Annotated in this window: 20 protein-coding genes; 11 read left to right on the plus strand and 9 right to left on the minus strand. The window is 48.5% G+C overall.

Annotation, left to right across the window (positions count from 1 at the left end):
- Positions 1-2 precede the first annotated feature (2 nt).
- Positions 3-2,555 (minus strand): TonB-dependent hemoglobin/transferrin/lactoferrin family receptor, encoded by a 2,553-nt coding sequence (locus I1H34_RS01475; RefSeq protein ID WP_212664017.1) that lies wholly within the window; start codon positions 2,553-2,555, stop codon positions 3-5.
- 165 nt (positions 2,556-2,720) lie between these two features.
- On the opposite strand from I1H34_RS01475, the gene dpsA reads away from it, so the two are divergent.
- Positions 2,721-3,248, plus strand: a complete 528-nt coding sequence (gene dpsA / locus I1H34_RS01480; protein WP_212664018.1) for a DNA starvation/stress protection protein DpsA — start codon at positions 2,721-2,723, stop codon at positions 3,246-3,248.
- Positions 3,249-3,251: 3 nt separating this feature from the next.
- On the opposite strand, the gene I1H34_RS01485 is transcribed toward dpsA, so the two are convergent.
- Positions 3,252-3,656, minus strand: coding sequence for an ExbD/TolR family protein (locus I1H34_RS01485; protein ID WP_212664019.1), 405 nt, complete (start codon positions 3,654-3,656; stop codon positions 3,252-3,254).
- On the minus strand, positions 3,640-4,293 hold the full coding sequence (locus tag I1H34_RS01490; protein WP_212664020.1) for a MotA/TolQ/ExbB proton channel family protein: 654 nt from the start codon (positions 4,291-4,293) through the stop codon (positions 3,640-3,642). The genes I1H34_RS01485 and I1H34_RS01490 overlap by 17 nt, the downstream gene beginning before the upstream one ends.
- Positions 4,294-4,715: 422 nt before the next feature.
- Here I1H34_RS01490 and I1H34_RS01495 point away from each other — a divergent pair, with 422 nt between their 5' ends.
- The 9 genes from I1H34_RS01495 to I1H34_RS01535 all read left to right on the plus strand — a co-directional run bounded on the left by I1H34_RS01495 (position 4,716) and on the right by I1H34_RS01535 (position 14,826).
- Positions 4,716-6,329: a hypothetical protein gene (locus tag I1H34_RS01495; RefSeq protein WP_212664021.1), complete on the plus strand. Its 1,614-nt coding sequence runs from the start codon at positions 4,716-4,718 to the stop codon at positions 6,327-6,329.
- 76 nt (positions 6,330-6,405) lie between these two features.
- Complete coding sequence (locus I1H34_RS01500) at positions 6,406-7,371, plus strand: FecCD family ABC transporter permease (protein ID WP_212666088.1); 966 nt, start codon at positions 6,406-6,408, stop codon at positions 7,369-7,371.
- 2 nt (positions 7,372-7,373) lie between these two features.
- Complete coding sequence (locus tag I1H34_RS01505) at positions 7,374-8,204, plus strand: ABC transporter ATP-binding protein (protein ID WP_212664022.1); 831 nt, start codon at positions 7,374-7,376, stop codon at positions 8,202-8,204.
- Positions 8,197-9,075 (plus strand): ABC transporter substrate-binding protein, encoded by an 879-nt coding sequence (locus I1H34_RS01510; RefSeq protein WP_212666089.1) that lies wholly within the window; start codon positions 8,197-8,199, stop codon positions 9,073-9,075. Before I1H34_RS01505 ends, I1H34_RS01510 begins: the two co-directional genes overlap by 8 nt.
- A gap of 352 nt (positions 9,076-9,427) precedes the next feature.
- On the plus strand, positions 9,428-10,642 hold the full coding sequence (locus I1H34_RS01515; protein WP_212664023.1) for an imelysin family protein: 1,215 nt from the start codon (positions 9,428-9,430) through the stop codon (positions 10,640-10,642).
- On the plus strand, positions 10,639-12,057 hold the full coding sequence (locus I1H34_RS01520; RefSeq protein WP_212664024.1) for a di-heme oxidoreductase family protein: 1,419 nt from the start codon (positions 10,639-10,641) through the stop codon (positions 12,055-12,057). The genes I1H34_RS01515 and I1H34_RS01520 overlap by 4 nt, the downstream gene beginning before the upstream one ends.
- A 357-nt stretch (positions 12,058-12,414) precedes the next feature.
- Positions 12,415-13,008, plus strand: coding sequence for a Crp/Fnr family transcriptional regulator (locus I1H34_RS01525; RefSeq protein WP_212664025.1), 594 nt, complete (start codon positions 12,415-12,417; stop codon positions 13,006-13,008).
- A gap of 69 nt (positions 13,009-13,077) precedes the next feature.
- Positions 13,078-14,406, plus strand: a complete 1,329-nt coding sequence (locus tag I1H34_RS01530) for an ISNCY family transposase (RefSeq protein ID WP_212661733.1) — start codon at positions 13,078-13,080, stop codon at positions 14,404-14,406.
- A 147-nt stretch (positions 14,407-14,553) separates the two neighbouring features.
- Positions 14,554-14,826 (plus strand): sortase family protein, encoded by a 273-nt coding sequence (locus tag I1H34_RS01535; RefSeq protein ID WP_212664026.1) that lies wholly within the window; start codon positions 14,554-14,556, stop codon positions 14,824-14,826.
- A gap of 14 nt (positions 14,827-14,840) precedes the next feature.
- Here I1H34_RS01535 and I1H34_RS01540 read toward each other — a convergent pair whose 3' ends face one another.
- On the minus strand, positions 14,841-15,662 hold the full coding sequence (locus I1H34_RS01540; RefSeq protein ID WP_212664027.1) for a S1 family peptidase: 822 nt from the start codon (positions 15,660-15,662) through the stop codon (positions 14,841-14,843).
- A 348-nt stretch (positions 15,663-16,010) separates the two neighbouring features.
- Positions 16,011-16,616, minus strand: coding sequence for a COP23 domain-containing protein (locus I1H34_RS01545; protein WP_212664028.1), 606 nt, complete (start codon positions 16,614-16,616; stop codon positions 16,011-16,013).
- Between the two features lie 305 nt (positions 16,617-16,921).
- On the opposite strand from I1H34_RS01545, the gene I1H34_RS01550 reads away from it, so the two are divergent.
- Positions 16,922-17,884 (plus strand): MDR/zinc-dependent alcohol dehydrogenase-like family protein, encoded by a 963-nt coding sequence (locus I1H34_RS01550; RefSeq protein ID WP_212664029.1) that lies wholly within the window; start codon positions 16,922-16,924, stop codon positions 17,882-17,884.
- Between the two features lie 52 nt (positions 17,885-17,936).
- Here the strand turns inward: I1H34_RS01550 and I1H34_RS01555 are convergent, their stop codons facing one another.
- The 4 genes from I1H34_RS01555 to rpsB all read right to left on the minus strand — a co-directional run bounded on the left by I1H34_RS01555 (position 17,937) and on the right by rpsB (position 22,007).
- A complete protein-coding gene (locus I1H34_RS01555; protein ID WP_235106934.1) occupies positions 17,937-19,112 on the minus strand; it encodes an SH3 domain-containing protein in 1,176 nt (391 codons plus the stop codon).
- Between the two features lie 129 nt (positions 19,113-19,241).
- Complete coding sequence (locus I1H34_RS01560) at positions 19,242-20,060, minus strand: hypothetical protein (protein ID WP_212664030.1); 819 nt, start codon at positions 20,058-20,060, stop codon at positions 19,242-19,244.
- A gap of 179 nt (positions 20,061-20,239) precedes the next feature.
- Positions 20,240-20,974, minus strand: coding sequence for a translation elongation factor Ts (tsf, locus tag I1H34_RS01565; RefSeq protein ID WP_212664031.1), 735 nt, complete (start codon positions 20,972-20,974; stop codon positions 20,240-20,242).
- 103 nt (positions 20,975-21,077) lie between these two features.
- Positions 21,078-22,007, minus strand: coding sequence for a 30S ribosomal protein S2 (gene rpsB / locus I1H34_RS01570; protein WP_212664032.1), 930 nt, complete (start codon positions 22,005-22,007; stop codon positions 21,078-21,080).
- Positions 22,008-22,043: the final 36 nt, after the last annotated feature.

Here is a 22,043-nt window from a genome sequence, read left to right on the forward strand (position 1 = left end):
CCCTAAAATTCAAACGTCAAGCCAAGTCCGAAATTAATCCCAGGTTGGGTAATGCGAGCCCGCCGTTGACCAAATCTAGGATCGGCGGTCGTGTTGTTCGTTGAATCATTGAGGCGTCGAGCATCCGCATAGCGAACATATTCCGCATCGAAAATATTGTAGATTCCTCCTCTAAGACTGAGATTGGAGCCAATTTTGACAAAGCCCGTCATATCTACAAAGGCAAAGCCCCCAGGAATAAAATCATTCGGCTCTTCATCTACCCGAGCAGTGCCGACAAAGGTACCTATCAACTCAGCTCCCCAGCGATCTTCTGGGGCTCGATACCCTAATCCCACGACAGCTTCAAACGGATTAACGGTTGCTAGAGGCTGATCATTTTGGTCGTCATCGCCAATAATCCAGGCTAGACCCCCAAAAACACGGAACCCGTGAGGTTCAGAGCTAAACCGATATTCACCTTGGGCCTCCAGTCCGTAGATGCGGACCTGATCAAGGTTTTGAGACTGAAATACCTGCACACAGCCTGGGGTAAACGGTGGGAAACAGCCCGCGGGTTCGGTGCCTGCGGTGCTACCGTCAGAAGCCCCAAAAATAAAGTTGTCATAAATGCTGTAGAACCCGGTGACCCCAAAAGTTCCTCGCGGGAAAGCACCCTTCACCCCCAACTCAAAGGTATGGCTCTTTTCCGGGTCCAAATTGGGATTAGCAATGGTGCGATACCCGCCTCCAGGATTGGAAAAACCGCTATTGATTTCAATATAGTTTGGCCCTCGGAATCCACGGGCATATCGACCGACCAAGGCAATTTCAGGGCTCACCTTGTAGACCAAGCCTAAGCTGGGAGACAGGGCCGAGTCATTCAAATCAGCCGCTTGAGCACCGGGATTATTAAAGAAGAGGGCATCTGGCTGAGTTTTCAGGCTGTAATAGTCAAAGCGCAGTCCCGGAATGATGGTAAATCGCCCTTCTCCAAATTCAATCTCATCTTGCAGATAGACTCCGATGCGTAATGTATCGGAGTCCGGGAAATCTTTGACTGGAAAAGCATCGGGTCCAACGCGATTGGAGACAACGCCCGTGTCTAAGTTGATGCGCTGTCCATCGCGAATCCGCTGGTTGAAGGTGCTAGAAATATCTAAGCCATAGGTGAGTTTGTGGGCAACACTACCAGTGCGAAAATCGCTGCGCAACTGAATATCGCCACCGATAATATCTTCAACGAAGAGGTTATTTAACTCCCGAAAGCGACGCGCTGGAGGAGGGGCAAAAGGCGGTGGAACAAAGGGATTGGCGAAGATATCATTTCTAGTGCGAGTTTCTTGATAATCGGATTCCTGATAGTAAAACTGAACTCGGCCAAATTGAAGAAAACTCTCGCTTTCAGGATTATCAAATTTATAGGCGATACTAAAGCGCGATCGCGTCGTTTCCGTATCGGTATCATCCCTCAGAATAGTCGTTCCCGGAAAGGCTAAGACCAGGTTAAGGTTATCTGCCGCCGTATTAAAGTCTCCCGCTTCATTGAAATATTCACCGGTTAAGAGGACAGAGTTATAGTCATTGATCTTGAACTCTAACTTGCCCAAGACATTATTGGTCACTCCGAAAAAAGGATCCTCGAATCGATCCTCGGCCTTGTTATCCCGCTCTGTATTTTCGCGATGGGTAAAGCGGACTAAACCAGACAGATTATCCGTTGCCCGAAAGGCGACTGTCCCTGTCCCGGAGAAATCTGAATTCGAGCTTCGGAATTGAGTGGACCCGCTAATGTAGTAATCACGATCCGTCAATGCCAATAGGTCACTGGGGTCTGGGGTAAAGTAGCTAACCACACCCCCCAACGCATCACTGCCATAGAGAGCAGAAGCAGGTCCACGAATAATTTCGGTGGTCTGCACCGAGCCCACGTCGACAAAATCGCGTCCTAAAATCGAACTGCCAAATTCAAAAAAGGTGGGGAGCCGAATCCCATCCACTTGCAGCAAGATCCGGTTGCGCTCTAAACCGCGGATATTGTAGTCCGTCGCCCCATAGGTCCCATCTTCATTGACACTCACCCCAGGCTCATAGCGGATTAAATCTTGGATATCTTGCCCTAACTGACGTTGTAACTCTTCCGCTTTAATCACCGTGACGTTGGTTGGAGAGAGTTGAATGGCTCGCGGTGTCCGAGTTCCAGTAACGGTAATTTCCAGCTCTACCTCTTCATCGATGGTTTCACTAGGGGCAGTATCCTCTTCTTGGGAAGGTATATCGGTCTCATCCAGTACCTCTTGAGTTAAGAGTTGGGCATCCGATATCGGCAGATCTATTTCTGTAATATCAGGAATTTGCTCAGAAGTAATGATGGATAAGACCCTCTGTTCTGAGTCTGTTTGAGTGATATCTGGGGTACAGTTATTGACTTCCAACAAACAGCGTTCTTTATTTGACAGTTTTGTAATGTCTGAACGTTTATCTTGAACTTGGGAGAAGGCAGGCTGAGCATTGAGCATGCCTACCCCCGTAATGATTACGGCTAGAGAAAAAGCCGGGGAATTAATTCGAGTCATAGTCATCCAAGGAGGTTAAGAGATAGCAGATTTAAACCTTTTGAAAACGGAAAAAGTTACCTTTAAGTCAACACTTGAAACCGAAAGAACACAGACATCTTCCTGCCAATCCCCCTGGAACTAAGATGTCCGCCCAAACTTGCCATTTTCTGAGAGAGGATCTTTATGTCTACTGCTGTTGTGCAAACTTTTGGCCAGATATCTGATAACCCTGTGTTGATAGATAGGTCTGCCACCGAACCTATCTGCGAAGGCATGAATACTGCCCTGGCTAGCTTTCAGGCGTTGTATTTGCAATATCAGAAGCATCATTTTGTCGTTGAAGGCGCAGAATTTTATCAGCTCCACAACTTTTTCCAAGAATGTGGAGATGCCACCAAAAGCCATGTCCATGATCTAGGCGAACGTCTCAATGGCTTGGGAGGTGTGCCAGTCGCTAGTTTTAGCAAGCTGGCTGAGTTATGCTGCTTTGAACCTGAAGCAGACGGTATTTACAATAGTCGAACGATGCTTGAGCATGACCTAGTTGCCGAACAATCTGTCATTAAATTGCTCCGTAGCCAAGCTTCTCAGGCAGAGAGTTTGGGTGATCGGGGGACCCGCTATCTCTACGAGCAAATGCTGTTAGAGACAGAAGAGCGAGCTTACCATTTGGCACATTTCTTGGCCTCAGACACGCTGGTGGTGTCGTAACGCTCATGGTTTCTTCGTGGCGGCAATGGCCAGTTTCGCGCCTTCAATATCTCGGATGCGATCCATCACCGTCACGACGCGGCCATGGCCTACTTGCTCATCGGCATGGATCACCACGACAACCTTTTCAGTGGTGTCCGTTAAGTCTTTGACTTCTGCCTCCAAAGCATTGAGCTGAATCGGTTCTCGATTGAGGGCCAAATCTCCCTTGGCGTTAATCGTCACCGTCACCTTCGTTGAGAGCTGCGGTTTTACCGTCTTTGCCTGGGGCAAGTTGACCGGCAGGGCATCGCTGCGATTTAGAAATAGGGTGGCAATGATGAAAAAAGACAAGATTGCAAAGATGACATCAATCATCGGCACAATATTGATTTGAGCCGGTGGATTTGGATCATCGGGTAAGCGCATGGGTTACCCCTCCTCGTTCATAGCGATGGCGATAGAGCAACTCCAACTGGCCTCCATACTCTTGAATAAAAGCCAACTGGCGCTGATATAAACTGCGAAACGCATTGGCAAAAATGAGGGTTGAGATCGCCACAATTAATCCTGCAGCTGTTGAGATTAAAGCCGTACTAATTCCCCCCGTCACTCCTGCAGTTTCACTACCCCCGATATTGCCCATATCTAGGGATGAGAAGGAGTTGATTAATCCCAACACCGTTCCTAATAGTCCGAGCAACGGTGAAATACTGATAATCGTGTCGAAAACCGTCGTAAATCGCTTCAACGTCGGTAACTCAGCTTGCGCCTCACTTTCCAGTGCTAGTCGAAATTCTTCTGGCGTGGGATCTTCTAAGGACAGAGCTGCCAAAAAGATGCGAGCAATCGGGAACTTTGCCTGCTCTTGCAAATACCCCAATGCATCGTAAATATTGTCCTGACGATAGAGTCTCAGAGCCTGTTTGACAATCCGTACTTGGTTGCGATTTAGCCTCGTCCAGAAGATGAGGCGCTCGATGATCAGGGCAATCGCAATTAACGAAAATACCATGAGAGGGAGCATCACCACTCCCCCCGCAGTTATCACTTGACCAAACTGCATTTATTTATACCGTTCCACACACTACTGCGATAGAGAAGACCGATTGCTCTGACCGAAACCGCAGCAAACTGCACTGGCACTGAAAACATCAAACCGCGAATGTACATCAATAGAGGCACTGCTACAGCAATCACCCTTGCTGGGCTTTGAGTCATCTAAATGATGTTGATGTTTCGGCACAATCGGCCATAGATGAGACTGTAGAGTTAATGATATCTATTGTCAAGTAATAATGGATGTACTGTCGAAATATGAAAATTTCTCGATGATAAAAATCAAGATATAAATTTGCAAAAAGCTTTGTATGAAAAGATTGTAGAAGATTCTGTGAATGTCCCCTCACTCCCAGGATGTTCACAGGTAACTTTCATTTATTGAAAATATTGTGTATCGTTTAAAACAATCTATTCTCAGTTATCTAAATGAGTCTCAATCCGCTCTCTAGCACTAACAGAGAGAGCGAAGAGCGCTTAGTACGAACCATTCTGGCATTTACCCTGCCAGGATCCTTGGTATTGCACTCTTTGTTCTTCGGAATTAGTGTCGGTTTACCTTCCTCTGACGAGATTGATCTAGCTGAGGAAGATGCAATTGAAATTGCAGTCGTAGATGCTCTAGAAGAAGAAATTGAAGAAGAAGATCCAATTCTGGAGGAACTCGAAGAACCAGAATCGTTAGAAGAGTTGGAAGACCCAGATGCTGCAGAGTTAGTCGCAGATCTGCCGGAACCCATGGCCTTGAATTCAGTGCCTGAGCCGCCCATTCCGCAGCCAGAAGAACTCCCAGAGCCTCTGGAAGAACCAGAAACGTCTGAAGAAACTGAGCCATCTGAAACGCCGCCAACTGAAGAACCTGAAACGAGTAAAACAACAGAGGAATCACCTGCGACTGCCGAAACAACTGAGCAGTCCGAGCCAACGTCCTCTAGTTCAGAAGAAGAGGCTCCATCCCCTGTAAAGACCGGGCAAGATAAACCAACTGAGCCTAGCTCATCAACGCAGAAAACAGCGGCAAAGTCGACCTCTAAAAAATCAGGAACTTCGACAGGCAAGACATCTAAGGGTAAACCTTCTCGATCTAAGCCCAAACGAGGAAAAGCAAAGCCGTCTAAGGGACCGAAAAAAACAGCGGCGAATACTCAACAGAAAGCTCCTATCAAGCCCAAAAAAGCTAAGAAAAAAGGGCGTTCAAAAAAACTAGGCATTGGTTACAAAAAGGATGCGAAGTCAAAAACGACTGCGGGCTTGGCTGAACGGTTTATCCCAGTGTATGAAGACGGAAAGCTGGTTGATTTGAAGCTAGAGCGCTCGACCGGAGATCCGGCTCTAGATAAAGCCATTCATAAGGATAAGAAGAAATTCTTCAAACAGGTAAAGAAGCAGCTGAAGTCTGTGCCTGAAGGGAGACGGAGTAAACCAATTAAAATTCGGTTTGAATCGAATGATTTGACGGCAAAAGAGCGAGAACAAGCTCGTAGAAATCGAGCTTTATCCCAGCAGCGAGCTCAGGAACGGGCAGCAGCGAAGGCTCGCCGAGCGAGGCAGCAAGCTCCAGTTCCGGCAACAGCGCCAGCTCCAGTGTCGGCTCCGGCCCCTGTTAGACAAACAGATACGCCGGTAACTGCCCCGAGTGCTCCGGCTCCAGCAGCAGTTTCAGCTCCAGCTCCGACTCCAGCTCCAGCATCAGTTTCAGCCCCGATTCCAGCAGCAGTTTCAGCTCCAGCTCCGACTCCAGCTCCAGCATCAGTTTCAGCCCCGATTCCAGCAGCAGTTTCAGCTCCAGCTCCAGCATCAGTTTCAGCCCCGATTCCAGCAGCAGTTTCAGCCCCGCCACCCGCTCCGGCCCCAGTTTCAGCTCCGGCTCCAGTGGCTCCGGCCCCGGTTTATGTACCGCCACCTGCTCCAGCTCCAGCCCCGGCTTACGTACCGCCACCTGCTCCAGCTCCGGCCCCGGCTTACGTACCGCCACCCGCTCCAGCTTACGTACCGCCGCCCGCTCCAGCCCCGGCTCCGGCTGCTCCGCCTACTTTAGAGTAAGGGGAAACCTTATGTTCAACTCACCCTTAACCCTTTAGCGTCTTAGGTGGAATCAAAAGCTGTGCAACGTGCTTCAATGATCGGCATCTTAGGTGCTGGACTCGTCATTACAATTTTGCTGTCCTTAGCACAGGGCTCTGTGGCTATGAGTCTGCAAGAAGTCTGGCAAGCTCTTTGGCATCAAGGGCCTGAACTGAATCAGACGATTTTATGGGACCTGAGACTACCCCGGATTGCTGCCGCACTTTTTGTTGGATCTGCCTTGGGTATGTCGGGAGCCTTATTGCAAGGAATGCTACGAAATGGTCTGGCCGATCCGTTTATTCTGGGAATTTCGGCAGGGGCTGGTTTGGTTGCGATCGCACTTCTGACACTGAATATCTTCCTGAGTTGGTTACCCGTAGCCGCCTGGGTGGGGGCCGTTCTCACATCGGCGTTGGTTTATCGTTTGGGCCATACCGCCAACGGTATTGCAGTGGAACGTCTAATTTTAGGTGGAGTAGCCGTTAGCTCTTTATTGGGAGCAGTTCAGACCACCTTACTATTGCTGTCCGATGATGGCCGTATCCAAGCGGCCCTCAATTGGCTGATTGGCAGTTTGAATGGACGGGGCTGGACAGAAGTTATCAATGCGGGGCCCTATATTACCGCTGCGCTGATTGCGGGCTGCTTGTTGTCTCGCAATATCAACATCCTCAATTTGGGAGACGATCTAGCGGTGGGGCTGGGGGTATCCCTGACGCGATCGCGCCTCTTAATCGGGGGAGTCGCCACCCTTTTAGCTGCCAGCGCCGTCAGCATGGCAGGCTTAATTGGCTTTGTTGGCCTAGTGGTGCCCCACGGTGTTCGCCTCTTAGTGGGCACGGACTATCGTTGGGTGGTGCCCTTGTCTGCTCTAGGTGGAGCCTGGGTCTTGATCTTGGCCGATCTACTAGCTCGGTTGGGATCTGTTGAACTGCCGGTTGGTGCTGTCACTGCCCTCTTAGGATCTCCGCTATTTATTTGGCTACTGTATCGTCGCGTGTCTCCATTAGGGGTATGACTATGCTCCTAGACCTCCAGCAGATTAGTGGTGGCTATGACCAAACCAGCATTGTTAAAGAGGTTGCTTTTACCCTGCAGGAGGGAGAGTGGCTAAGTTTACTGGGAGCCAATGGCTCAGGTAAATCGACCTTATTAAAACTCATCAGTCGGATGTTGCCCTTACAAGCGGGCACGATTCTCCTGGATGGCAAAGCGATTCACCACCAATCGACCCAGGCCGTTGCCCAACAAATGGCGGTGTTGCCCCAGCACCAAACTCTACCGACGGGCATTACGGTTCACCAACTGGTTTGCTTAGGCCGGACACCTTATCAGTCTTGGTGGCAATGGTCTCTGACACCAGCGGATCACCAGCATATTAAGCGGGCTCTGGCCCAGACGGGGATGCTGCCATTTCGTAATCGGCCTTTGGAACATTTGTCAGGGGGTGAACGCCAGCGGGCATTTTTAGCCCTGGCCTTGGCCCAAAACCCTAAAGTTTTGCTGTTAGATGAGCCCACCACGTTTTTAGATTTGCACCATCAGTTAGAACTGCTGGAACTACTAAAATCCCTAAATCGAGACCGGGGCCTGACCATTCTGACGGTTCTCCATGATGTCAATCTCGCAGTTCGCTATAGTGCTCGCTTAGCGCTTCTCAAGCAGGGACAACTGTTTGATTTAGGGCCTCCCCAACAAGTGCTCACCCCCCATAATCTGGCTCATGTCTTTGGCATCACCGCTGCCTTGATTGATAGTCCCGTGGGCCTGCAAATCTGTGCCATTGCTGCCAGCACTGACACCCCCGATCCTCCTATTCCTTCAACCGTTTCTGCCCATGATCTTGCTTAACCGCTCTCGGCTGCTGATTGCAGCGCTGCTTCTGAGCAGTCAACTGTTTGCCTGTTCCAACCCACCCCCATCGTCCACGAGTGAGACGCCAGTTACAGACGCTACTCCAACGGATGAGCCTGTGAAGGTGGTGGCCTTAACCTCCCTGACTGCTGATATCATTCATCATCTGGATTCGTCTAAACTGGTGGGCATTCCTGGGAGTCGATTAATCAGTCAGGATCCGCGATTTCAAGAGCTGCCCCAAGTAAGTCAAGGACGCACGCAGCCTGATTTAGAAAAAGTCGTCGCCCTCAAGCCAACCTTGGTCATTGGTGCTCAAGGCTTTCATGATCAATCCCTCAGTAAAGTGAAGGATTTGGGGATTGCCACCCTGACGACAGAGGTCAAGGGCTGGCAGAATTTAATTGATTTGACCCAAGAGATTGCAGAAAAAATTGGAGCGGATCCAGCCCCTTTATTGGCCCGCTATCAAAAATGCCTCAGTAAACTTCCGACTGACTCGGCCTCAACGTTAGTTTTGGTCAGTCGACAGCCCATATTAGCTCCCAATAAAAATAGTTGGGCGGGTGATCTGCTCCAACAATTCAAGGCTCAAAATTTAGCAGCAGATCTCCAAGGCCAAAGCCCGGTGGAAGGCTATGTAACCCTCTCTGCTGAAAAGGTGTTGGAGGCGGATCCAGACATTGTGCTAGTGGTAGACCCGGAGCAAGATCCCGTGGTGGCTTTTGAATCAGAACCCTTTTGGAGCAAGCTCAAGGCGACTCAAAATAAGCGGGTTTATGCCTTTGATTATTACGGTCTTGTTAACCCAGGCAGTATTAGCAAAATTGAAGCGGCATGTACGCAACTGCAACAGGTTTTGCAATGAAGAAAAGCTGCAGTGCCTGTTTAGGGGCGTATTGAGAGATGCGATCGCACCTCGATCTTGCCCACTATCTGTTCCATTAATGCCTCTATCCAAGGCCTGTTTTCATGGAAACTTATTGCAGTTTATTGATTTTATTTCTCAATAAATGATATGGTATCGATCGAAATTTATAACCACCTAGGTCTTTCAAGATCAAACACTCTGGGGGATGTAACAGGTAAGTTTGATTTAATTTCTTCTTAGCTATCTTAAAAGAATTTCACTTATATATACTGAGCTGTTGCAAGTATATAGAGTTGTTTTGCCTATTTCCTGCAATCCAATTTGTATTGTCGTACCCATTACAGAGCCCATGATGATTTCTCCAAGACTGTCTAAAACATTGAGTTGTGTACTGCTTTGTGCCGTTACTTGTTCGACGGTTGCTGTCGCGAATGCTCACCACCACGCCACGACTCGCCGTCAGCAAATCGCCGTTAAAGATGTTGACCTTAAGCCTTATGTAGAGAACTATGCAGAGGTCGTCTATCGGAATTATCAAGACGCTCATACTCAGGCTGCCATGATGAAAGTGGCGATCACAGCCTTTTTGAATAATCCCAATGAAACCTCTCACAAAGCCGCTCAAGACGCTTGGGTGCAAGCTCGCAAAAGCTATTTACAAACTGAGGCTTTTCGCTTCTATGAAGGCCCCATTGACTTCGTGGATGCCAAAACTGGAGAAGAAGGCCCCGAAGGCCGGATTAACGCTTGGCCTATGAACGAAGCTTTTATTGATTACGTCAAAGAAAAGCCTGATAGTGGCCTGATCAACAACCCCAAGTTTGAGATTTCGATTGCCTCAATTTTGGAAAGTGATCAAGTGACCGATGAAGCAGATGTCAGTACAGGATGGCATGCCATCGAGTTCTTACTCTGGGGGCAAGACTTTAATAATGAGGGGCCAGGACAACGCAACTTTGAAGACTTTATCCCCAACCAAAACAACAATGATCGTCGCCGCCAATATTTAACCCTAGTGACTCAACAGTTGGTGAGTGATTTAACCTTCCTGGAAGCAGAATGGAAGCCCAATGCTGAGAATTATCGGGCTAAGTTTTTGCAGGGCGATCCCAAAGCTACCGTCGGCAAAATTTTCACGGCACTGGCCACCTTAAGCGCTTTTGAAATGGCTTCAGAACGGATGACGGTTGCTTTAGATAGTGGTAATCAAGAAGACGAACACTCTTGTTTTAGTGACACCACCCACCAAGACTTTGTCTTTAATGCTAAAGGCATTAGTAATGTCTATTTTGGTGATTACGCAGGGTATCAAGGCAAAGGATTTGATGAGCTGCTTGCTCAAATGAATCCTGATCTGAACCAAAAAATAACCGCAGCTCTCACCACAACCCAAGAGTCCGCGTCTCAAATCGATCAGCCTTTTGATCAAGTTCTGGCATCAGCTCAAGGCAGCCCTCCAAGAGCTGAAGTTGAAGCAGTGGTTACTGCTTTAGAGAACCAGGGAGAAGCATTTAAGGAACTAGGGCCTGTACTCGGTACCTCTGTAGAAATATTGGCAGAATGAAGTTTAAACGCCTATTCCTGATCCTCTGGGCTGTCTTCACAGCCCTGATGGTTTTGATGATTCAGGGAGGAGTCACTTCTCTAGAAGCCTTCTCCCCTGACAATCGCACTGAACTCTCCGGTGGCTCGGCTGCAACGGTGAGTAAAGCCACCAAAACAGCCTTTGCCCAACCGATTAAAAATCTAGATCGGAAGCGCAGGCGGGTGTTTGTATTTGGGGATCACCTGTTCAATACCCAATGGGTTCAGGCCCCTAGTTCCGTCGCGACCTTGGATGGTTTAGGACCCCTGTTTAACCGTAATTCTTGTGCAGGGTGCCATGTACGGGATGGCAGAGGTCGTCCGCCCTTGCCCCATGAAGATCGAATGTTATCCAAACTCATTCGGCTGAGTATCCCGGGGCAAACAGAAGAAGGTGGTCCTCTTCCCCATCCTTTGTATGGAGGGCAACTCCAAGAACAAGGAATACTAGGAGTCCCATCCGAAGGCCGCACTCAGGTATCCTGGGAAGAAGAACCTGGCACCTTCGCAGATGGCAAGCCATTTAGTGTGCGACAGCCTAGCTATAGGTTCACGGATTTGGCTTATGGACCCCTAGGAGATGAGGTCTTGTTCTCGCCACGGGTCGCTCCGGCAGTATTCGGACTAGGCTTGCTAGAGACGGTTCCCCAAGCAGATATTGTGAAACAAGCTGATCCGGAAGATCGAGACGGCGACGGTATCTCCGGCCGCCCCAACTATGTTTGGGATTTTGTCAAAAAAGATAAGCAATTGGGGATTTTAGGCTGGAAAGCCAATCAACCCAATTTAAAGCAGCAAATTGCTGGGGCCTTTAATGGTGATATTGGTCTCACTACCTCTTTGTTCCCTAAGCCCAGCTGTAATGAGGGCCAACCGGATTGCTTGAAAGAAATTAAATTTGGCGAGCAGCCCGAGGTCAGTGACGAATTCTTGGATAAAATCACCACCTATATGAGTTTGCTGGCGGTTCCAGCCAGACGCAATATTGAGGGTGTTGCAGAGAAGCGGGGCGAAAAGCTTTTCTACCAAGCGCAATGTGCCAGTTGTCATACACCTAAGATGGTGACGGGCAAGACCTCTGAGCACTCAGAATTCAACAATCAAGTCATTCACCCTTATACGGACTTGCTGCTCCATGATATGGGGGCAGGGCTGGCAGATAATCGCCCAGATTTCGAAGCTGAGGGGCAAGAATGGCGTACACCACCTTTATGGGGAGTTGGCTTAGTTAAAAATGTGAATAAGCATACATTTTTCCTCCATGATGGCCGGGCTCGCGACTTGATGGAGGCTGTCCTCTGGCATGGAGGGGAAGCCCAAGCGTCGAAGGAGGCTGTCCTCCAGCTATCTGAAACTGAGCGGACCGAACTGATTGCCTTTTTGCAATCTCTCTAGGCCCGTTTAATCCATCTCTAGCTCTCAAGCGTGATCCATGCTTGAGAGCTACTTGTTTAGGCTGCTTTCTCGGCTAGGAGAGTTTGGCTAAGAAAGTGATAGGGGCGATGTGATACCTGGACAGGCCGAAAGGATTGCTATTGCAGTGATTGAGGTTAGATTATTCCATTTTTTTCTACTTTATAGGGGGCAAAATTCCCCTTAAGTTGACCTTGTTTGAGGCTGGTATTAGACTGACATGCTTATCATCATGTTGAACACTAGCCTTGGGGGAATTGCAGGTCTGATTTGCCTGAATATGACTGCTAAAGCCCCAAAAGGCTTGCTTATCTCAGTTAGTTTATTGGATATAAGCCTATGACTGCTTTGCATGCTACTTCGCCCAGCCCTTCACCAGATTTTTTACAATTCAAGCCCAGACAAGTGATTCCGGATGAATCAGCAGGATATTTATGGTGTATTGAGCAGGGAGTTGTTCGTACGGTCACCTGGGATGATGAAGGTGATCTAGTCACCTTAGGACTGTGGGGGGTCGGAGATTGTCTTGGACAACGCTTTACCAGCATGGCCCCCTTTCAAATGGAAAGTGTCAGTGATGTTCAAGTTCGAGCGGTTCCAGTTGCAAGCCAAGACTTGGGATTAGTGTTGCGATCGCATATTCGCTTCATGGAAGATCTCTTCCGCATCAATAGCTATAAACCCGCTCCCCAGCGACTGCTCCATTTTTTAAGTTGGTTGAGCCATCGGTTTGGGCAACCCGTGGAGCAAGGGCAACTCCTGGATATTGGACTAACCCATCAACTGATTGCTGAGCTCACCGGGATTAATCGAATTACGGCCACGCGCTTACTGAACGAATTAGAACGAGAGGGACAGTTGATCCGACTTCCTAAGCAACGGCTCATTTTATCGTCCACTGCTATGGGCAAAGCCCTGGGTCAGCAATTGTAAATTCAAAATTTTGGCAAGCTAGGTTGTAGTCGTTGAGGATGTATTCATACACTTGCAGAGCCCCAGACGATGAATGAAGGTGTTCTAAATTTCCCTCTCTTACTGCACTGGCTACATCAGCTCATTGAGCACCTCGATGATCCACGTCAACCCAGTAATGGCACCAAATTTAGTCTCAAAGATATTGTATTAGGCGCATTTGCTGTCTTCTTTATGCAATGTCCTTCGTTTCTGGAGTACCAACGCCATGTTCATAGTCGTCATGGTCGTGACAACGCCCAAGCCCTCTTTGAGTTAACAGAACTCCCCACGAGCAACCAAATCAAGAATGTTTTGGACTTGATCGCATTTCGTCTTCTGTTTCCCATTTTTTATCAAATTTATAGCGTTCTCCTACGACGAGGTTATCTAGAGCAATATAAGGTTCTAGGTGGACACCTGTTGGTAGGGCTAGACGGCAGCGAGTATTTTTCCTCAAACCGGATTTGTTGCGATCAGTGTTCTACCAAAACCCATCGGGATGGGAGTGTCACCTATACGCACACCGCCGTGTTGCCCGTCCTCGTTTGTCCGGAAATTGAACATGTCATTTCTCTGGCCCCAGAGTTCATTCGTCCTCAAGATGGTGCGGAGAAACAGGATAGTGAAACCGCTGCGGCCAAACGGTGGATCAAGGGGCATGCTCAAGGGTTTGACGGAGCCAAGATTACGGTTCTTGGCGATGACCTCTATAGCCGTCAACCGATGGTGGAGACTTGTTTAGAGGATGAGTTGAACTTCATTTTTGTCTGTTTGCCCTCCTCCCATCCAGAGCTATATGAATGGGTAGAGTATTTAGAAGGTATTGGAGATGTTGAGCATCTAGAGACTCGGGGCTGGAACGGTCGCTATCATGAAATTTGTCAGTATCGCTATTACAATCGCATCCCCCTGCGTGAGGAGCTACCAGCAGTGATGGTCAACTGGTGCGAAGTCTCTGTTACTCGTGCTGCTGATGGAAAGACTATGTATCACAACGCGTTCATTACTCACCATTTCATCAATGACCAAAGTGTGGCCGAGATTGTCAGTGCTGGACGTGCCCGATGGAAAGCGGAGAATGAAGGACACAATGTCCTCAAAACCAAGGGCTATCACTTAGAACATAATTTTGGTCATGGTCAGAAGAACCTTGCTGCTGTGCTATTGGTACTCAACCTGTTGGCATTCTTATTTCATACCGTCTTGCACTTGGTGGACTCCACTTATCAACGCATGCGAAAGCAACGGGGAACCCGACAAGGCTTTTTTCACGATATTCAGACTTTGACCAAATACTTGCTCTTTGAGAGTTGGGAGCATTTGCTCCAGTTTATGTTGGATGATCCAGAGCCTCGAATAGCAGCCGATACCTCATGAAATATTGAATTTACAATTGCTGGCCCTGGGTTGAATAAAAGTCTGACGAATCTTGAGCCTCTATAACCGTCCTGGCCAGCAGTTTGCTTATCCCAGTCTTTGCATCATTCTTGAATCTGTGCTTTGACGCCCAACTGTTCATTCCGTATGTCAATTCTCCAGTTTTTCCAATGCCCCTACAAAACCTATCACTATCACTTGTATGACAGTCACCAGAACTTTGTGATTAACGCGATTGAGCATAGAACGGACTACTACTCTATGACCGCTCAAGGCTCTCATATTCAACCCGGTGACTATATTGAAATTACGCAGCCTGATCAATGTGCAACCTACCAAGTCGATGACATTGAGTATTACAGTGACCCAGCCGATATGTGGATTGCCGTCTTGCATCGTTTGTCCAACGCCTTATTCTAGGGGCAAGCCCTCATCTACAACTGCTCTTGCTTTACCTTGCGGGCTGTGGGGATAAACTGCAAAAATCGTTCTGCAGGAATAGCCCAACTAGACTGTCGCATGATTTGATGGTCGACGGGATGGGGTTTGGAACCATCTACAAAAATATAAGGATCACCCCAAAGGGGATAGGCATGCATCCCATTAATCGCAATCACCTGCCCCCAACGATTTAAGACAGGGCCACCACTCATTCCTTTCTGAATCGGATTGGTATAGCCGATCTGATAGCCACCCTGCAATACCCGATCAGAGATCAAAGAAACTTGTCCTGACGTAAAGTGAAATTGAGGTTGGCTGGTTTTAGCAATAGGAAATCCGGCAGCAAAGACAGGGACACCGGGTACTAGGGATAGAGAGGAGGCGAACCTAGCGACGGCATAGGAAACGTCAGGACTTTGAAATTCAAGTACCGCCAAATCGTTCTGCTCCTTGTCCGTAGAAGATCTCAGATCGGCATCATAACGCTGCCCATCCGCCAGCTCCACTTGATAGCGTTTACCAAAGGCAACGACATGCTGATTAGTGATCACCGTGTAGGTCTGCCCTTGACGATGCACTAAAATCCCAGAACTCCATCGATCATCAACCCACACCGTCACCGTAATGGTTCGGGCATAACGGCGTACCCGTTCAACCGAGACGGGGTCTGGATCAGTCTTCGCTGGATCAGTCTTCGCTGGGGCTGCGAGCAAAGGCCCCCCAAGAACTGGAGCACAGAGTTCCGCACTAGGCGGTATGCCTGGCAACCATAGCGCTATGGTGCATAGGGAATACAGACTTAACGTGGGGACCATACCATCTGTTACTTGACGTCTTGATCCATAAACCCAGATTGACAGCCATCAGGGGCTAGCTGCCATCGTCCAGGGGTTGATGGTCTAAGACGATGTCGTAACATCGGATGCATCAAGATTTAGCCTCAGAAAAATCGCTCGTAACAGTCTGGTGGCTCTGATTTATAACTTCTCTCACCAGAGGTGCGCTTTAGCATTAACGGAACTGGATAAGGGAAAATGCAGGTTAACGCTCAGCGAGAGAAGCTCTCTTGCCCAGATTCACCTGCATTTATAGCCCAAAGTTCCCAGATTTGTTGTTATCTAAACTATTCGTGGCCAACCAGTATGGGTCACGAACTTAAGGATTTACCACAATCCCAAAGGCTTAGTCGCAGCAGGGGTGGTTGTAGATTTTGGAGTCGTTGATTCAATCTTGGGTTGAGGGGTGCTCTTCGTTGCCCCCGCTTCTTTCTCCACAGGTGCCTTACTCAAGAAATCTTCCATGTCAATATACACCCGAGCCGTAGACTCATTGAGAGGGCCTGATGCACCGACTCGAACACTGAGAAGCTGTTGCAAGGTTCGTCCAGGATTGCTGCCAGGCTTAAGGGTAAACAATAAACCACTGCAAGGACCGCCCTTATAATTGGCGACACAAACGACAGATTGGCGATTCATTCGCCCTGTGGTCAGGAAGTTGAGGGTGTCCTTTTGATAAAAGGAGTCGAAGCGATCCGAAACCTCAGCACAACGAGCTTCTGGAGACCAGCCGGAAGCGCCAAAATATTCAGAGGTCCAGCGAATGACGGGTACATAACCTCGCTTGGTTTTGGCCATAGTCGTTGGGGTGCCACTGCCTAGGGCGCAACTGAATCGTGCCTCACCGGCTTGTGCAGGTTGAGTTCCCATAACCAAGGTTGCACCAGCCACGACGGACAACGCAATCATAGATGTGATCTGGTGGCGCTTCATAATGCCTTCAAAGCCTCATTGAACGTAAGAGTTACAATTCAGGTATATCACTCCTATCCTTAGTATGGCAAAACCCAGATCACAGCTTACTTCCCTCTGAGATCACACCGTCTGGTTTCAAGGCTTATGCCAACCGCTCTCTGCCCTTTAATTTACTACGCCAAACCTTTAAATAAGTTACAGAAATATCAAATTCAAACCCAATTAGTTAGAACCATGCCTGATGCATTGCTTTAACAACCCTCAAAGAAAACAGCTTGCCATTTCTGGACTAGATGACTGTGGAGATGACTGTGGAGAAGACTATGCAAGGGCTTTGGTTAGAAGACAATCAACTTCAGCATCGCACTGACCTGCCGCTGCCTCAACCTCAAGCGGATGAAGCCTTGGTCCGGGTTCGACAAGCCGGAATTTGCAATACCGATCTGGAGTTAATCAAGGGCTATTACCCCTATACCGGCATTCTAGGCCATGAATTTGTTGGCCAGGTCGAACAGGGACCGGCTCATTTGCAAGGCAAGCGCGTAGTCGGTGAAATCAATGCAGCTTGTGGCAACTGCGACTATTGTCGCCGTCATTTATCGACCCACTGTGAACAACGGTCTGTTCTAGGTATCGTCAACCGTCATGGAGCATTTGCAGAATATTTAACCTTACCCATTGCGAATCTCCATCCCGTTCCCGATCATCTCCCGGATCAAGTGGTCACGTTTACCGAACCCCTAGCGGCGGCCTTAGAGATTCAGGAGCAAATAGCCATCTCCCCCTCCCACCGGGTGCTGGTGGTCGGTGATGGCAAGCTGGGTCAGCTGGTTGCTCAAACCCTTGCTCTTACAGGATGTCAACTTTTTGTAGTGGGTCGCCATGCCGAGAAATTAGACAATCTCTCGGTCCGCAACATTGCAACTGGATTTGAACCCGATCTCAATCAGCAGCTTCGTTCTTTTGATATCGCCGTTGAATGTACAGGTAACCCTCAAGGATTTGACTTGGCGCGTAAGGCCCTGCGCCCCCGAGGAACGTTAGTGCTCAAAAGTACCTATGCCGAGCATTTAACCATTGACGCTGCGGCTATTGTGGTTGATGAGCTGACGGTATTGGGGTCTCGCTGTGGTCCCTTTGCGAAGGCTTTAGATCTATTAGACCAGTCGGCGGTGGACGTAACCTCCTTGATCCAAACCACCTTTCCCCTCTCTCAAGGGATTAAGGCATTTGAAGTGGCACAACAGCGGGGTACGCAAAAGGTTCTGTTATCGATCAACGATTAGAGGCTGCTGTTCTTCTCGCTGCCCTTTTGCTGTAACGATCACAGTAAACCGCTTATAGCTGCAACCGAACATTCTCACCTTTGACCCAACCTTGAGCGGTCGGTTTATCCTGCACTTTGAGTGAATACCAGGCATAGCCATTGTTTCCTTTGGCCTGCTTCAGCACCTCTACGGCTTGGCCTGAGACACCGCGAATGGGCAACGCTGTCTCCTCGGTGGGCTTGGCATAAAAGGGAATGATTTGCCCTGGGGAGGCACTCAGCTTAGCCAGTTTGGGCTGGGTATAGCTCACAAGCCATCTCACCTGATCACCACGGACCCACCCTTTGGCCTCGGCATTATCTATAAACTGGACGTTGTACCAGGCAAACCCATCTTCGCCCTTGACCATTTTAAGAAGTTCGACGTTCTGGCCAGAACTGGCCCGATATTGAGTTGCAGTTTGTTGAGCTGGGGTCGTTTGGAGAGCGACAAACACACCAGGGGGTGATGTGATGGCTCCTGGATTCTTAAGGGGAGCTGCAGAGCTTTGAGGCTGAGGCTTCTTTTGAGCATGGACTTTGACAAAGTCACCTCGCATCCATCCTTCTGCCCCCAATTGGGTGAATTTCAGTTTGTACCAGGTATAAGAATCTTCTCCTAAGGTCTGCTTTAAAATCTCAGCTTGTTCCCCCGACTTAACAGCTAGCAAAGATTTAGAGTCAGTATTAGGTTCCTCACGGACATTAATTGCAACGTCTGCGTCCTTCGCAATCACCTCTGCAGTTCGTGGGGTTTTAATGGCCGGAGCAGCGAGGGGTTTCCCTTTTGGCGTTGATGGTTTAGGGGGCGCAGATGGTGACTTAGCGGTAGGTGGAGGTGAAGACGTGGGTGGGGCAGGAGATGCGGTTGGAGCAGGAGACTTTGCTGGGGAAGGGGATGGAACAGCACCTTCTACCACACGTAATGAGGCTTCAGGAATCCAATGGTCGCCTACTTTTAACCAAATTTGCCCTTCATTACTGAAAACGCGCAGGGTTGGATTTAGAATCACACCGGCTTTGTATTCGCCAATGACTTCACCAGAGTTTTTGGGCTGGGCAAAAATGCTGGCACCCCCCGGTTTCACTTGGACCGTCTTGGGATAGGTCAGGGTTTCAGCTTGGCTATGTCTGTGGGGAAGTATTCCCGCTAGAACTATTACTGTTCCACTTAACAGTGCGATGGACACCGATTTGAAACGCATCATCAGAGCCGCTCCTTACGCTTGCAAACCTGACACAAAAGCCAGTCTGTCAAACTTTTGGGAGAGTTGCTAGAGAAGCACTAGAACTATTTATCTTTCTGATCTATTTTTTTGAAACCCAAAGGGTCAAGCTTATTCGTTGACTTCTGCTGGGAACCAACTGGCTCGCCAGGCTGCCGTGGCCTCAGCGACGGTCTTTTCTCGCTGTTTTTTGTGAAAAGACTCTCGTATGGTTTTGAGCTGTTGCCAGAGCTGGCGGAGTTGATGCCGCTCATTCATGACTTCTATATCGGTAAATTCTAAATCGGATAATTGCAGGAAAATCGCGACCACTGGATCTGAACTGTCCTCAGATGAGTCGTCGTTTTGATCATCCATCAGCGCTTTGATTAAATGGGGGGCACTTGTGATCGGTCGCCCTTGCTCAGCTGCTTTGCTGGCAATATCAAACAGTAGATCCATAGAGCTGATGTTGACAATGTCATATTCTTGCAAGCATTCATTGGCCTGCTGAGAAATTTGACGCAAGGCATCTAGAATTGCCTGCTCCATATCTTGCAAGAGGTTGGATAAGTGCTCAGGATCCACGCTCTCTTCCTGAGTTAACTCTGTTAAGGGCTGAGTGACGGCTTTTAGAGCTTCCTGCAACTGGGTGCCTAGTCGTTGCACCTCTTGTTGTAGGGTTTGTTGTTGATTCAAAGATAACTTTAAAAAGCTATCTGGATTCACCTGTGTACAGAGATGATAGCTAGCCTGAACCAGTTTCTGAGAGACTGCAGGGCCAAGTAGCGCCAAATACTGTCCATACTGCTCATGAACTTTTTGAGTGAGTTCAACGGTTTTTTGAGCCAGCTGATCAAGGCTTTGCTGAATTTGTGTAATTTCTGGGACCATCATTACCAATCGGCGCGTAGCCACTAAGATAACGAGAATCGCAGGTTGCGATCGCATCGTTATGCAATTGTACCCAGCTTCAATTTGGACCAGATATCAATCGCTGGATTATTTCAAGTTTAGGAGCCAGATAACACCATTTTTACAACGGTAGCAGCCTGAAACATGAGGCGGTGAGCTGAACACTACAGTTGATAAAACTAAAAAGGTAGACCAGTGTCTACCTTTTTAGCTGTTTACTTTTTCTTGCCTTTTTTCTTCTTAGAAGAAGTCTTTTTCTCCGTAGGTTTTTCTTCCGCAGGTTTAGCCTCAGCCTGTGGCTTGGTTTGGGCTGCCACTTCTTCGGCTAAGTTGGACTCCACTTTGTCAATGCCTTCGCCTAGGACAAAGCGAGTAAAGCGACGAACCTTCATGTTCTCGCCCAGCTTAGAAATCGCTTGCTGAAGTAGCTCTTGGACCGTAATGCTTTGGTCTTTGATATAGGGTTGATGCAAGAGACAAAGTTCTCTTAAGGTCTTGTCTAACTTGCCTTGGACAATTTTTTCTTTAATATTGTCTGGCTTACCCTTGAGGGCATCAGATCCCATGGCCACTGCTTTCTCTTTTTCCACAAAATCCTGAGGGATTTCATCGGTATCAACATATTGGACATTCGGGCAAGCTGCGATTTGCTTGGCAATGTCTTGTACGAGCTCTTTGAAAGCTTCATTGCGGGCTACAAAATCTGTTTCACAGTTGACTTCGACCAATACACCAATTTGACCACCAAAGTGAATATAACTATCCACTAGCCCTTCTGCTGTCACGCGACCGGACTTCTTGCCAGCTTGGGAGAGGCCTTTTTTCCGCAGATAGGCAATGGCCTTTTCCTGATCGCCATCGTTTTCTTGCAAGGCTTTCTTGCAGTCCATCATCCCTGCGCCAGTTTTATCACGCAGTTCTTTAACATCTTTTGCTGATATTGCTGCCATGGTCTTTTCTCGGTGTATCTATGATGGTGTTTATCTTGAAGCTAAAACGTTAAGGGACATCTAAGGGAACACAGTAGGCTCCCCTTAGATGTTCAGCAAGGCTCTATTCAGCTGCAGGCTCTTCTGCCTCAGCAGTAGGAGCTTCAGCAGGAGCTTCTTCAGCAGTAGGAGCTTCAGCAGGAGCTTCTTCAGCGGGCGCTTCAACTTCAGCTGTTGGAACGGCTTCAACCTCAGGCTCTGCTGCCGCGACTTCAGTGTCTGCTACTTCAGCAACGGGTTCTGCTGGTGCCTCATCTTCAAAGTCAATGGCAGATGGAATGTCTGCATCTTCAAAGGTTTCAGCACTGACTTGACCATGCTTGCCTTCATAGATAGCATCGGCAAGCTTCCCGATGATGAGCTTAATGGAACGAATTGCATCATCATTGGCGGGAATGGGAATATCCACCCAATCTGGGTCGCAGTTGGTGTCTAACAAGGAGACAATGGGTAAGCCCAGCTTCTGGCACTCTTGCACTGCGTTGTATTCTCGGCGGATATCGATAATCACCACCACATCGGGGATCTTATGCATTTGCTTAAGACCACCGAGATACTTCTGCAATTTATCCAGTTCACGGCGCAGCATTGAGGCTTCTTGCTTGGGCAAGAGGTCAAAAATACCGCTCTCGTATCGTCTTTCTAGATCCTTGAGACGCTCAATTCGAGTTTTAATGGTGGTCCAGTTGGTGAGCATCCCCCCCAACCAGCGCTGGTTGACATAGTAGCCACCGCAGCGAGCTGCTTCTTGAGCAATAATTCCAGCTGCTTGTCGCTTGGTGCCTACAAACAAGAACTTCTTGCCAGATTCAGATGCAGACCGAACGTAGTGGTAAGCTTCATCCATCAACTGGGCAGTTTGCACCAAATCAATGATGTGAACCCCGTTGCGCTCTGTAAAGATATAAGGGTCCATTTTGGGGTTCCAACGGCGGGCTTGGTGGCCGAAGTGAACTCCTGACTCAAGCATTTGAGCCAAACTAATAACGGGCATATTTTTCTCCTATTCGGGTTTCAACCTCCATCTGAG

It is taken from the genome of Acaryochloris marina S15, assembly GCF_018336915.1.
Classification (GTDB): domain Bacteria; phylum Cyanobacteriota; class Cyanobacteriia; order Thermosynechococcales; family Thermosynechococcaceae; genus Acaryochloris; species Acaryochloris marina_A.